This window comes from Bradyrhizobium sp. AZCC 1721 (assembly GCF_036924715.1).
Classification (GTDB): Bacteria; Pseudomonadota; Alphaproteobacteria; order Rhizobiales; family Xanthobacteraceae; genus Bradyrhizobium.
The window spans coordinates 1,394,587-1,406,707 of record NZ_JAZHSB010000001.1 but is presented as its reverse complement, the minus strand read 5'-3'; the positions used below and the strand labels follow the sequence as shown (position 1 = coordinate 1,406,707).

Below are 12,121 nucleotides of genomic sequence, written 5' to 3'. Positions count from 1 at the left end.
GTCCCACCCTAGTTGGGTCTGAACTCCACCGGCACGTTAATGGGCATCGACCCGTAAGCAATCTCGGGCGGAAATGCAGGGAATGGCTGAGCCTGGCGAACCAAGGCCATGGCCAGCGCATCGAACGCAGGAACTCCCGAAGAGCCGCCGACGCGGCTCGATAGTACCTGACCGCCGCGGCCCAGCGTGAAGGACAGCCTGACGACGCCGCGCTGGCCGTTGCCGCCGGATGGATATTTATGGAAGCGCAAAAGATGCGCGCGGACCCGCTGCGTGTAGGTCGCCATCGCTGAGGCAGAGGCACCCGCGCTGATCGCCGATGCGGCAGGCGCCTGACGCTCGGCGCGCGGCGGCGCGCTGGTACGCGGCGCCGGTGGTGCCTCCGAAGGCTTCTTGGCGTCTGGCCGGACGATTTTCGGCTTCACCGGTACCGGCTTCTGCTCGGGGACCATCTTCGCTGGCTCGGGCTTTTCCGGCGTCAGCTGCTGCTTCTGCTCCGGCGGCGCAACGACTTCCGGCTCCTCCTGCGGCGGTGTCGGCGCGATCTGCTCCGGCACGGCCTCTGCGGCCGCTGGCTCGGGCGGCGACGCGTCCGCCTGCTGCATCTCAGGTCCCGGCATCATGTCCATCGGTGCCGCCTCTGGCGACGACGTGATGGGCGCCAGATCGACCATGATGGCGGGCATCGCCACGCCCGGCGCCGGCCGCTGGGTGTACCAGTTCATGGTCAATGCGATTAGCGCGGCATGCGCGGCAACGATTGCCATCGCCGAAACTCCCCAGCGCCGGACGACGGCCTGATCGGAGACATCATGCAGGGCGAACGCGTTCATGGCGGTCAAGTGCGGCCGTCGAGGCCGACCAGCGCGATCTTGAGATAGCCGGCGTTGCGCAAGAGGTTCATCACCTCCATCAGGTCGCCATAGCTGACCGCCTTGTCGGCGCGCAGAAAGATCCGCTCGTCCTTTTTCCCCTGCGTGGCGCTATCGAGCGTAGAGGTCAGCGCATCGCGCGCAATGACGTCCTCGCCGACCGCAACCGACAGGTCCGGCTTCACGGTGACGAACACCGGCTTGTCCGGGCGCGGCGACGGCTCGACCGCGCTGGCCGGGAGATCGACGCCGAGATCGACAGTTGCGAGCGGGGCTGCGACCATGAAGATGATCAGCAGCACCAGCATTACGTCGATGAACGGCGTGACGTTGATCTCGTGATTCTCGGCAAGATCGTCGCTGCCGCCGCGCGCCCGTCCGCCGACAACATGTCCAAGCTTCGCGCCCATTGGCTACTCCGCAGCGCGCGCCAGGCGGAACGAACCGCGGTCGCCCTCGCGGCTGATCAGGAGCAGCACCAGCGCCGAGGCATCACCGAGCAGCGCACGATGGGCTGAAATCGTGCGGGTGAGATGGTTGTAGATCACGACCGCCGGGATCGCCGCGACCAGACCGAGCGCGGTCGCGAGCAATGCCTCCGCAATGCCGGGCGCGACCACCGCGAGATTGGTGGTCTTGGCTTCGGAAATGCCGATGAAGGAATTCATGATGCCCCAGACCGTGCCGAACAGGCCGACGAACGGCGCGGTGGCGCCGATGGTGGCGAGCACGCCGGTGCCGCGGGCGATCTGCCTGGACATCGCCGCCTCGACCCGCTCCAGCCGCAGCGCGACGCGTTCCTTGAGGCCGTCGTCGAAATGTCCGCCGGAGAGGCTGGCTTCGCGGGCGGCGGACTGGATGATCTGCGCCACCGCATCGTTGCCGCCGCGGGTTTCCTGCTCGGCCTTGGCCAGCACCGTATCGGTTTCCAGCATGCCGAGGCGCCGTTTGGCGGTCGCGGTCTTGCGGCGGATTTCGATGGTCTTGGCCAGCCAGATCGTCCACGTCACCAGCGAGGCGAAGGCCAAGCCCACCATAACCGCCTGCACCACGACGTCCGCATTCACGAACATGTTCCAGGGCGACAGGTTGCGCGGCAGCAGCGCAACGTCGGTGGCGGCGAGCGCCGCGCCCGGCATTCCAGCCACGCCGGCAACGCCACACCAGCGGATCATAACGTTCAGCATCGTTCGCTGCATCATCGTCTCCCAGGCTGACAATGCGGATCGGTTATGCCGCGCGGGCAGGCGCGATCCTTTCCGCCAACGCATGAAAGCGCTGCAACTGGTCGCTGCGCAGCGCGCGCTGCTCGTCGCGGCCGACGAACACCTTGAACATGATGCCGCCGTCGACATTGATGAACGCGATGAAGGCCGACGACTTGCCCATGAAGAACCGCTCGACAAAAGCGATGGCTCCGCAGCGCTCGTGCCGGAGGTGGCCGTGCAGTCCCTTCGGCTGCATCAGGTTGAAGTAACCGCGGCCGATCTCGCCTGCCGGGATGGCGCCGGTGAACTCGAAGATCGCATCGTCGGTGTGAACGATCAGCGTCACCTCGCCCCATTGCGCGACGTCTTTCATCGCGGCGGCGAACTCACCGCCGGGGCCGAGGCGCATCATCGTGCCAGGGAGTGCCTCAAGCACGGCGCGCGGCGTGACCTTGCGCTCCCGCGCCACGTCCTCGATCACCGCACCCGGATTCTCCGCCATATAGGCCTTGAGGTCGGCAAGGTCCGTGCTCAGCATCGCAGCCTCCCTTACGCGGCGGCGCTGGATTTGCGCTCGCTCAGGATCACCTCGAACCCTTCGAACTTGGGGTGGCCGAGGTAGAGGCTTTCGCCGGTCTGATTGTCGGCGCGGGCATGCGCGCGGCGGAACTCTTCCGAACGGGTCCAGGCTTCGAAGGCCGCCTTGTCGACCCAGACCGTGTGCGACGAATACAGCGTGTGATCCTCGGCGACGGGTCCCTTGAGCAGGTGAAACTCGACGAAGCCGGCCATGTTGCTGAGATAGGACTCGCGCGAGCGCCAGACATTCTCGAAGGCCGCTTCAGAGCCAATCTTCACCTGGAACCGGTTCATCGCGATAAACATTTGAAATCTCCTTGGCTTAGTTGCTGGGGTGCGCCTAGCGTACCGTTTGGGTTTGTTGGAAACATGGATGCACCGAAGCCGCGCTGGAGCATCAGCGCGGCCCGGTGCGTTTGGAGGTGATGGTCTCACGCGAGACCCTTGGATTCTTCGTGTCAGGTTCCTCCGAAATGATATCTGAGGCCGCCCTTGAAGACGATTCCAGCACCGGCGCTGGCCCATTTAACGTCGTTCTGCGTGTCGCCCGTGCTCCCGACCGGAATGGCATACGGACGATAGTACTGGTTGAGAAGGTTCTCGACTGAGAAATTAAACGTGAGGTCCCGCGTGGGCTGGTACTGCAGATACAGGTTGACGAGGTCGTACGACGTTGCCGGCGTGTAGGTCGGAGGAAGGTTCCTGTTTGCGATCGCCGACGTCCACAGCATGGAAAGAATGAGCGTCCTGTCGAGCAGCCGAACACCGGCCGTCGTCGTGATCTTCTGCGGCGGCACTGTGTACAGTCCAAACCCGGTCTGCAGGTTCTTGCCGTCCTGGAAGGAGCCGGAGATGCCTGCGTACCAGAGGCCGGCGTCATACATCGTCTCGGCCTCGAAGCCCTGGATTCGCGCCGAGGCGACGTTCTGATACTGAAGGAAGGGCAGCGCGCGGAAGATCGGGTGCGGCGTACCGAAGGCAACCTGGTCGATGAAATCGGTGATATCGTTTCGGAAGAAGTTGATCTTGCCGCGGAAGCTGTCGCCGGCGATGAACAGATCGTTCTTTCGGATATTGAATCCGATTTCCTTGTTCTTGCCGACCTCGGGACGCAGGTTCGGATTAGGCAGGAAACAGAAGGTCGAGTCGGCTCCCGGGCCCGGCGTACCTGACGGACAACGGAAGAATGAACTAGAGGCCGTAGCGCCGGCATGCGGACCGTTGACCAGCGTCTCCGTGATCGACGGCGCGCGGTAGCCTTCTGCATAACTGGCATAGGGCGTCACCACCGCCACCGGCATCAAGGCGACCGTGATCTTCGGCGACAGCCGATCGCCCCCTGATGATGTCGCCCCCGACTCCAGGCTGTAGTTGTCGTAGCGAAGGGCGCTGATCGTCTCCAGCAGGTCGCTGTATGTTGCCTTCCACTGCACAAACCCGCCGGACACCGTACGCCTTCCGCCTGGAGTCGTGACATCCGATGTACCGCGCCGGTCGGCAGTCTTCACGTTGTCCTGGAACGCATCGGCGCCGTAGGTGACCGCATGGTGCCAATCCGCATACTCGAAGCGCGAGGTGTTGTGCGCGTCGAAACCGACCGTATCGAGCAGGTAACCGCGGTTGTCGCCGATGCAGCCGGAGACCGGATTGCCCGGCACGCCGCCGCAAAAGGCGGTGGGAGTCGTGCTGGTGTGGAACGTCTTGATCTGATCGTTTTCCGTGCGATTCCAATAGACCTTCGCATCCCAGTCGAAGACCTTGTCGTCCGGTTGCGAATACTTCCAGCCGAGCGTCGTCGTGTAGTTCTTCACGTCGGTATGATAGATCGACGTGCCGTCGAGGTTATTGGTCCCGTTCGGATTGGTGGAGTTGGGATCGCCGGCGCGCCGCGGCGGCTGCCCCACGTTGTAAAGGTCTTCTTGGAATATCGTGCCCAGCTTGACTTCGTGTCCGTCAGCAGGACGTACCGTCACCTTGGCGAGGCCGGCGGTAAGCCGGTTTCCGGTATTGGCGACTTCAAAACCAGTGCCGTCCTTGTAGCTTTCCTGCGTGCTGTAGGTGCCGCCGGCGAACACATCGACATTCGGATTGACGTGAACACCGCCAAAGACCGAGCCCAAGGCACGGCCATAGTTCGTTCCGAGAATGGTTTTGGCGTCCACACCCCAACGCTCGCCCGGACGCACGACGTCTTCGATGTCCTTGGTGCGGAACGACGCCACGCCACCGATCGCGCCCGAACCGTAGATGTTGGCCGTCGGACCGCGCACGATGTCGATGCTGCTGACCAGTTCCGGGTTGAGGAAGAAAGAGCCGTTCGCGAAGTGGCCGGTGCGCTGATAGTTCTGCCGCGCACCATCGACGACGACGGCGACGCGACCGAAATCCTGCAGGCCGCGAATGTTGATCGAGGTCGACGGCTCGTCGCCGCGATCCTGCACCCAGACACCGGGAATGTTGTAGAGGAGACCGCCGAGCGTGCTGGCTTGGCGCCCCTGGATCTGCTCCAGCGTCACCACGCTGACAGGAGCCAATGCGTCGATGGCGCGCTCCTCGGTCTTGGTCGCTACCGCCGTAATCGTATCGAGCGACTGCACCGGCGCGGCTCCAATCTGCGCCCGCGCATTCATCGCCGGCGCCGTTGCCTGCTGCTCCTGCGGCGGCTTCGCCGGCTTGCGCCGCGACTGCTTCTGCCGCTCGGACGCGCCGCTTGCAGCCTGCGTACCCGCCGTCTGCGCGTTGCCGGCTTCCCCGACCAGCAATGCAATTGAAAACACCGACGCGCCCAACAAGAGGGCGCGCGAAATCCTAGCCCCGTCAGCCATACAACCCCAGCCCCGATATCTGTTCTTTTGGGTCTGGCTGGCGGGCGCTACGCGTAACTTGCGAGCTGCTTGCTGGCTGCCACATTCAGGATGCAGGCATTGTGCCAACATCGCATCATGCTTGGTTACGTGGCGGTTCCCGGGCGGTCAAGAACCGCATCAGGCACTTTATATCAATTGTAAAGTGCAGCGGTTGGATTGCGGGCGCGCCCAACTATACAAGCGTGGATCGATTGAATTTTTCGGGGCACCAAAGCACAAAATGTCCGCGACAACAGGAGACAAGCTCGGAGCCGCCCGGACGCAAGCCGGCAATCCCGCCTCCACCAGATCGCTTGCCATCAGCGGCAACCGGATCGACAGCCGCGAACTGTTCGCCACCGAGCGCGAAATCATCATCGCGCATGGCGAGGAGCATTACCGTCTGCGGCTGACGTCGCAGAACAAGCTGATCCTGACGAAGTGACTTACCTGGTGAACCGGAAATGACAGTTTGTCGCACGCTCGCAGTGTCGGCCGCCGCGGGCTGTTTCCTGCTCGGCGGCGTCGCGCTCGCTGCGGGCGTTACGGTGCATGATGCCCGTGATCGCGACGTCACCATCGCAGACCCCGCGCGGATCGTCTCGATCGGCGGCGCGATCACGGAAATTCTTTATGCGCTCGGTTTCGAGGACCGTCTCGTCGGCGTCGACTCGACCAGCCTCTATCCGGCCGCGGCGCGCGAGAAGCCGGATGTCGGCTACATGCGCCAGCTTTCGGCCGAGGGCGTGCTCGGGCTCAACCCCTCCCTGGTGCTGGCAGCGCAAGGCTCCGGGCCGAAGGAAACCATCGACGTGCTGGAAGCCGCCAAGGTGCCGCTGGTGCTGGTGCCGGACACGTTTTCGGAAGCCGGCCTGCTCGACAAGATTAAGCTGGTCGGCCACGCCATGGACGCGGACAAGCGCGCCGAATGCCTGACTGCGGCGGTGTCGGACGACCTGACGCAATTGCGCGAGCTACGCGCCAAAGTGACGAAGCCGGTGCGCGTGATGTTCGTGATGTCGCTGTTGAATGGCCGGGCGATGGCCGCCGGAAAGAACACCGCAGCGAACGAGATCATCGCGCTTGCCGGCGGCATCAACGCCATCGACGGCTACGAAGGTTACAAACCCATCAACGACGAGGCGATCGTCGCGGCGAAGCCCGACGTCGTGCTCTCGATCCAGCGCGGCAAGGACTCGCTGGACGCCGAAGCCGTGTACGTCCATCCGGCCTTCGCGCTGACGCCGGCTGCGGCCAACAAGGCCTTCATCTCGATGGAAGGCCTCTATCTGCTCGGCTTCGGGCCGCGCACGGCGGCCGCCGCCCGCGATCTCTCGATCAAGCTCTATCCGGCGCTGGCGCCGCAGGCCGAGAAATTCAAGCCTGCGGCACTCACCGCCGATTGCCGGAAATGACCGTTCTGACCGAGGGTAGCGCCAAGCGCCGCAGCGGATACGCGTTGCGCCCTCCCGCCTCGCTGACTCTCATCTGCCTGTTCGCCGCGCTGGCCGGTGCGGCGCTGATCGCGCTGACGGTAGGCGCTGCCGGCATTCCGCTGGCGCGGCTGCCGGCCGCACTCGGCCTGTGGGGTGACGCTGGGGCGGGTCCAAGCCTCGCGCGCGACCAGCTCGTGCTGTGGTCGATCCGGATTCCACGGATCGGCGCGGCCGCGATGATCGGCGCGCTGCTCGCGGCATCGGGCGCCATCATGCAGGGGCTGTTCCGCAACCCCCTCGCCGACCCCGCACTGGTCGGCGTTTCTTCCGGCGGCGCGCTGGCGGCGGCGGCTGCGATCGTCTTCACCGACAGCCAGATCGGCCAGAACTTCCGCTTCATGCAGCATCAGTTGCTGCCGATCGCGGCGTTCGCCGGTTCGCTCGCGACCACCGTCATCCTTTATTCGATCGCGAGCCGCTCCGGGCGGACGTCGATCGCGATTTTCCTGCTGGCCGGCATTGCCATTGCCGCGATCGCCAATGCCGGCATCGGCCTTCTCGTGTTCATCGCCGACGATCGCCAGTTGCGCGACATCACGTTCTGGCTATTGGGCTCGCTGAGTGGCGCGACCTGGCCCAAGCTCGCCACGCTGGCGCCGGTGCTGGGATGTGCCGCGATCGCCTGCCTCTCGATCGCGCGTGGACTCGACGTGCTGGTGCTGGGCGAGGCCGAGGCGTTCCATAGCGGTGTCGATGTCGAACGACTGAAGCGGATTTCGATCGTGCTGGTGTCGGCGATGACGGGCGTGGCCGTTTCGGTCTGCGGCGTCGTCGGCTTTATCGGCATCGTGGTGCCGCATCTGTTGCGGCTGGTGATCGGGCCGGCGCACCGGTTGCTGTTACCCGCTTCCATGCTGCTGGGCGCGGTGCTGCTGGTGGGCGCCGATACGCTGGCCCGCACCATCGTGGCGCCCGCGGAAATGCCGATCGGCATCCTGACCGCAGCAATCGGTGCGCCGTTCTTTCTGGCGATGCTGCTCCGCCAGCGCGGGCTGGTTTCGCTATGACCGCCGTTCTCGAAGCGCAGTCGGTTTCAATGGTCGTTGGCGGCGCCACGCTGGTCGATGGCATCGATCTTTGCGTTGCCCCCGGCGAGATGGTCGCGATTGTCGGCCCCAACGGCGCCGGCAAATCGACGCTGCTGCGGATGCTGTCAGGCGATCTCCGCCCGACGCGCGGCCAGATCAGCCTGAAGCAGCGCGACATCCAAAGCTATCCGCCGCGCCTTCTCGCCTTCCACCGCGCGATGCTGTCGCAGCATGTCAACGTCACCTTCCCGTTCACGGTCGAGGAGATCGTCCATATGGGCGCGGGTGACGCCGGCCGCGCCGCCGCGCAGCGGCTGGTCGATGCGGCACTCGGCGAGGTCGATCTGGCGCATTTCAGCCAACGGCAATTACCGACGCTCTCGGGCGGCGAACAGCAGCGCGCGCATTTCGCCCGCGTGCTGGTGCAGCTCGCCTGCGGCGAGACGCAGCATGGGCCGGGGCTCTTGCTGCTGGACGAGCCGACCTCGAGCCTCGACATGCGCCACCAGATCGACCTGGTGGAGACGGCGAAGCGGCGCGCGCAGAACGGCACGGCCGTTATCGCCGTGCTGCATGACCTCAATCTCGCCATGCGGTTCGCCGACCGCATCGTGCTGTTGCATCGGGGTAAGCTCGCCGTCGATGGCGGCCGCAGCGATGCGATCACGGCCGAGACCATCCGCCGGATTTTTGAGGTCGACGTGAAGATCGACTATACCGACGCCGGCGTGCCGTTCCTGCTGCCGCAAACCATGCGGCCGGCTGCGGCGCAGTAACACCGAAACCGCAGCCTTATCCAACGCCGTTACGCGGCTTTCACAAAACTGTCAGCCGGTTGTAACAGCCGCTGCGCAAGACACACCGCATCGCCATTCAACAGGAGATCCGCCATGCGCGTGTCATTGCTCTGCTCCGTCGCGTCCATGTTTCTGGCCGGCGCCGCCTTCGCTCAAGGTGAAGGCGAGTTTCCCGCCACGCTGAAGGGCCACGCCGTGCTGCCGGCGCAGACCTTTATCGACGCGCCCGCTGATGCGCCAGACGATCTCAAGACATCAGGCAAATACACCACCGGCCGCCGCGTCGACGCCGCGGGCACCGTGATGGGCAAGTCCTACGAACGCCCGACCGGCGTTTCGCTGCCGTTCAAGGGCCAGCCGCTGCAGGGCCATTCCGGCATCAAGGTGATGCCGGACGGCTCGTTCTGGGTGCTCACCGACAACGGCATGGGCTCGCGCTACAACTCGGCCGACTCCATGCTGTATCTGAACCGGCACAAGATCGACTGGGCGAGCGGCAAGATCGAGCGACAGGAAACCGTCTTCCTGCACGATCCCGACAAGAAGGTGTCGTTCCGCATCCTCCATGAGGACACCGCCAAGCGCTATCTTACCGGCGCCGATTTCGACACCGAAGGTTTTCAGATCATCGGCGACACCTTCTGGATCGGCGACGAGTTCGGGCCCTATGTGCTGAAGGCCGACAAGACCGGCAAGGTCCTGGCGGTGTTCGAAACAACCGCCGACGGCAAGCCGGTGCGCTCGCCCGATCATTGGTCGGTGCAGTCGCCTGCCGCTCCAGGCGCGAGCTACACCACCGTCAACCTCCGCCGTTCCAAGGGCTATGAAGGTTTTGCCGGCTCGAAGGACGGCAAGTTCCTCTATGGCCTGCTGGAGGGCCCGCTGTGGGATGCCGAGAAGAAGGACTTTGAAAAGGTCGACGGCAAGGAGGCCGCGCGGATCCTCGAATTCGACGTCGCGACCGAGAAATTCACCGGCCGCTATTGGCACTATGTGTTCGAGCAGAACGGCCACGCCATCGGCGATTTCAACATGATCAACGCCTCAAACGGCCTGATCATCGAGCGCGACAATGGCGAAGGCACCGCCGACAAGGCCTGCCCGGCCGGTCAGCGCGGCGAGAACTGCTTTGCGGACCTCGCCAAATTCAAGCGCGTCTACAAGATCGAGCTCTCCGACGCCAATGTCGGCAAGCCGGTGCGCAAGGTCGCCTATGTCGACCTGATGAAGATCAAGGATCCCGACAAGAAGGCGCGCAAACCGCTCAATGATGGCGTGCTGACCTTTCCGTTCTTCACCATCGAGAACGTCGAGCGCGTCGACGAGACGCACATCATCGTTGGCAACGACAACAATCTGCCATTCTCGTCGAGCCGCGATCCCAACAAGGCCGACGACAACGAGTTCGTGCTGCTGGAGGTGGCGGAATTCTTGAAGGCGAAGTAAGACGAAGCCTCCCCTTCATTGCGAGGAGCAAAAGCGACGAAGCAATCCATCTATCCCCGCGCGGAGATATGGATTGCTTCGCTTCGCTCGCAATGACGGCCCCTTTCGCGGCCAGACAGCCTCAGCCCGCCGGCACCATCACCACGCCCTTGTCCTTGGGCCAGCGTATGCGCCACGCGAAGTTGATATCCCTCACCTCGCCCGGCTTGGCCTCGAACGCCCATTCCAGCACGCCGCGTCTGTCGCGGATGTTGCTTGCGGTCGGCGGCGTCGTGGACGGCAGCATTTCGACCTGGATCTCCTCATTCTCGCTGACCGGCAACTGGTCCACGATCGCAATCCGGATCGGGAAATCATGGCCGTTGCGCACGGCGGTCTTGAACGCGCGCTCATCGGTCTTCGAGGTCGTCACGATCAGGCCGGCCGATCCCTCGTTGCGCTTGAGAACCGCGCGTTCGATCTTGATCTTGTCGTCGGCGCCGAAGCCGAGCTGCACGGTCTCGTCCTTGGCCGCGGCGGCCATCTGCCCGCGGCCGACAAAGACGCCGTCGCGGTAGATCGAGACGCGTCCCGGCAATAGCGGCGCGTCCTCGTTCTGCTTGAAGTTCGCTTCGAGGAACGCGGTCGGGTCCTTCACCGGTGCAGCGCGGACCGCGAGATCGGGCGCGAGCGTTACGCTAGAGACGCGCAGGCTCTTGGCGCCTTCGCTGGCACCGAGGCTGACGCGGCCGGGAATTTTGAACACCACCTGGAAGCCGCTGACATCAGCCGTGGCCTGCTGTTCGTCGGCACGTTCGGCGAGGGATTCCGCCACCTTAGCGGCAGGCGCCTGCGCCGAGCGGAACCTATTATCTATCGCACCGCTGACGGACGCCTGAGGCCGCGGCGGTTGCGGATACTGCACGATCAGCGGATTGAGTTCGGGCGCGCTGCCGCCGCGCGCGGTTCGCACGGTGGAGACACTGAGCGCGACATTGGACCAGTCCTCGCCGGTGGCCTGCGTGATTTCGGCGCGGCGCACCAGTTCGAGCGCGGGCTTGCGGTCTTTTGCGCCGGTATCGAGACGGGCATCATAGAGCGGCGTCCAGCGCGCACTGCGCACCGCATAGGTCACCCGCAGCGTCGCCTTGGTCGCTGCAGCCGCCGCGAGCTCGATCCGCACTTCCAGCTTGCTCGGCGGCTTCTGGGCCTTGTCCTGCTCGAGGCGCGCGATTTCGCGGTCGAGGTCGCGCTGCTTGCGTTCGGCATCGCGGATCGCGGCCTCAGTGCTCGCAACTTCCTCGCCGACCGCGGCAAAGGCCGCGCGCCATTCAGATACCGGCCGCGCCTCGCCCTTGTCGCCGATCCCGACCGGCGCGATATCCGCAAATCGCTCGGCGAATTTGCGCCGCGCTCTCGCCGCATCGATCGCGCCCTGCAGGTTGACGCGCTCGTCCTTCAGCGCCTCGATGCGCTTGTCGAGTTCGGGCAAGTTGACCGGCGGCGCCGCGCGCGGCGGCCTGGCGTCGATCGCGCCGATCGTGAGCTTTGCGCCGGCCTCACCCTCGACCCGCAGCGACGTGGGGTCGAGCGTGAGCGGAAAATCCTTGAGAACAGCGGAATTTTCGCCGGCCGGCAGATCGAGCGTGACGAGGCGCGTTACGCTGGCGCCGTCGGGATAGACGGTGACAGCGTCGACCGCCGAGCTCGCGGCGATGTCGGCGGCCTGCGCCTCACCGGCGGCAAGCGCCGTCAGAACGACGAGGCTCGTCGTCAAAAAGCTGTTCGCAATCAATCGCATGGATACCCTCCTGAACCGCCCGCCGGATGGCGACGGACAAACGACGCCCACCACTCCCAGTCATGAGAC

12 protein-coding genes are annotated in these 12,121 nt (G+C 64.6%); 5 read left to right on the top strand and 7 right to left on the bottom strand.

Going from position 1 to position 12,121, the window contains the following annotated elements; translation table 11 throughout:
* Positions 1–8: 8 nt before the first annotated feature.
* The 6 genes from V1273_RS06850 to V1273_RS06825 all read right to left on the bottom strand — a co-directional run bounded on the left by V1273_RS06850 (position 9) and on the right by V1273_RS06825 (position 5,484).
* Positions 9–833, bottom strand: coding sequence for an energy transducer TonB (locus V1273_RS06850; protein WP_334409128.1), 825 nt, complete (start codon positions 831–833; stop codon positions 9–11).
* 5 nt (positions 834–838) lie between these two features.
* Entirely contained in the window at positions 839–1,282 is a 444-nt protein-coding gene (gene exbD, locus V1273_RS06845; RefSeq protein WP_334409127.1) for a TonB system transport protein ExbD, read from the bottom strand.
* Between the two features lie 3 nt (positions 1,283–1,285).
* Positions 1,286–2,047, bottom strand: a complete 762-nt coding sequence (gene exbB / locus V1273_RS06840) for a tonB-system energizer ExbB (RefSeq protein WP_442893805.1) — start codon at positions 2,045–2,047, stop codon at positions 1,286–1,288.
* Positions 2,048–2,102: 55 nt separating this feature from the next.
* Complete coding sequence (gene hutX, locus V1273_RS06835; RefSeq protein ID WP_334409126.1) at positions 2,103–2,618, bottom strand: heme utilization cystosolic carrier protein HutX; 516 nt, start codon at positions 2,616–2,618, stop codon at positions 2,103–2,105.
* A gap of 11 nt (positions 2,619–2,629) precedes the next feature.
* Positions 2,630–2,965, bottom strand: a complete 336-nt coding sequence (locus V1273_RS06830; protein ID WP_334366851.1) for an antibiotic biosynthesis monooxygenase family protein — start codon at positions 2,963–2,965, stop codon at positions 2,630–2,632.
* Positions 2,966–3,117: 152 nt separating this feature from the next.
* Positions 3,118–5,484, bottom strand: a complete 2,367-nt coding sequence (locus V1273_RS06825) for a TonB-dependent hemoglobin/transferrin/lactoferrin family receptor (protein ID WP_334383561.1) — start codon at positions 5,482–5,484, stop codon at positions 3,118–3,120.
* Between the two features lie 262 nt (positions 5,485–5,746).
* On the opposite strand from V1273_RS06825, the gene V1273_RS06820 reads away from it, so the two are divergent.
* The 5 genes from V1273_RS06820 (at position 5,747) to V1273_RS06800 (ending at position 10,272) form a co-directional block, all read left to right on the top strand.
* Positions 5,747–5,950, top strand: coding sequence for a hemin uptake protein HemP (locus V1273_RS06820; RefSeq protein ID WP_334366849.1), 204 nt, complete (start codon positions 5,747–5,749; stop codon positions 5,948–5,950).
* 19 nt (positions 5,951–5,969) lie between these two features.
* On the top strand, positions 5,970–6,920 hold the full coding sequence (locus V1273_RS06815) for a heme/hemin ABC transporter substrate-binding protein (RefSeq protein ID WP_334366848.1): 951 nt from the start codon (positions 5,970–5,972) through the stop codon (positions 6,918–6,920).
* The gene (locus tag V1273_RS06810; protein ID WP_334383563.1) at positions 6,917–8,008 is read left to right on the top strand and encodes a FecCD family ABC transporter permease; all 1,092 of its coding nucleotides are present in this window, start codon (positions 6,917–6,919) and stop codon (positions 8,006–8,008) included. Before V1273_RS06815 ends, V1273_RS06810 begins: the two co-directional genes overlap by 4 nt.
* On the top strand, positions 8,005–8,805 hold the full coding sequence (locus tag V1273_RS06805; RefSeq protein WP_334366846.1) for a heme ABC transporter ATP-binding protein: 801 nt from the start codon (positions 8,005–8,007) through the stop codon (positions 8,803–8,805). The genes V1273_RS06810 and V1273_RS06805 overlap by 4 nt, the downstream gene beginning before the upstream one ends.
* A 114-nt stretch (positions 8,806–8,919) precedes the next feature.
* A complete protein-coding gene (locus tag V1273_RS06800) occupies positions 8,920–10,272 on the top strand; it encodes an esterase-like activity of phytase family protein (RefSeq protein WP_334383564.1) in 1,353 nt (450 codons plus the stop codon).
* Positions 10,273–10,393: 121 nt separating this feature from the next.
* On the opposite strand, the gene V1273_RS06795 is transcribed toward V1273_RS06800, so the two are convergent.
* Positions 10,394–12,052, bottom strand: coding sequence for a mucoidy inhibitor MuiA family protein (locus tag V1273_RS06795; protein WP_334409124.1), 1,659 nt, complete (start codon positions 12,050–12,052; stop codon positions 10,394–10,396).
* Between the last annotated feature and the right edge of the window lie 69 nt (positions 12,053–12,121).

Excerpts from the sequence above, each read along its gene's own strand:
- V1273_RS06850 (WP_334409128.1), bottom strand. The coding sequence starts at position 833 with ATGAACGCGTTCGCCCTGCATGATGTCTCCGATCAGGCCGTCGTCCGG.
- exbD (WP_334409127.1), bottom strand. The coding sequence starts at position 1,282 with ATGGGCGCGAAGCTTGGACATGTTGTCGGCGGACGGGCGCGCGGCGGC.
- exbB (WP_442893805.1), bottom strand. The coding sequence starts at position 2,047 with ATGATCCGCTGGTGTGGCGTTGCCGGCGTGGCTGGAATGCCGGGCGCG.
- hutX (WP_334409126.1), bottom strand. The coding sequence starts at position 2,618 with ATGCTGAGCACGGACCTTGCCGACCTCAAGGCCTATATGGCGGAGAAT.
- V1273_RS06830 (WP_334366851.1), bottom strand. The coding sequence starts at position 2,965 with ATGTTTATCGCGATGAACCGGTTCCAGGTGAAGATTGGCTCTGAAGCG.
- V1273_RS06825 (WP_334383561.1), bottom strand. The coding sequence starts at position 5,484 with ATGGCTGACGGGGCTAGGATTTCGCGCGCCCTCTTGTTGGGCGCGTCG.
- V1273_RS06820 (WP_334366849.1), top strand. The coding sequence starts at position 5,747 with ATGTCCGCGACAACAGGAGACAAGCTCGGAGCCGCCCGGACGCAAGCC.
- V1273_RS06815 (WP_334366848.1), top strand. The coding sequence starts at position 5,970 with ATGACAGTTTGTCGCACGCTCGCAGTGTCGGCCGCCGCGGGCTGTTTC.
- V1273_RS06810 (WP_334383563.1), top strand. The coding sequence starts at position 6,917 with ATGACCGTTCTGACCGAGGGTAGCGCCAAGCGCCGCAGCGGATACGCG.
- V1273_RS06805 (WP_334366846.1), top strand. The coding sequence starts at position 8,005 with ATGACCGCCGTTCTCGAAGCGCAGTCGGTTTCAATGGTCGTTGGCGGC.
- V1273_RS06800 (WP_334383564.1), top strand. The coding sequence starts at position 8,920 with ATGCGCGTGTCATTGCTCTGCTCCGTCGCGTCCATGTTTCTGGCCGGC.
- V1273_RS06795 (WP_334409124.1), bottom strand. The coding sequence starts at position 12,052 with ATGCGATTGATTGCGAACAGCTTTTTGACGACGAGCCTCGTCGTTCTG.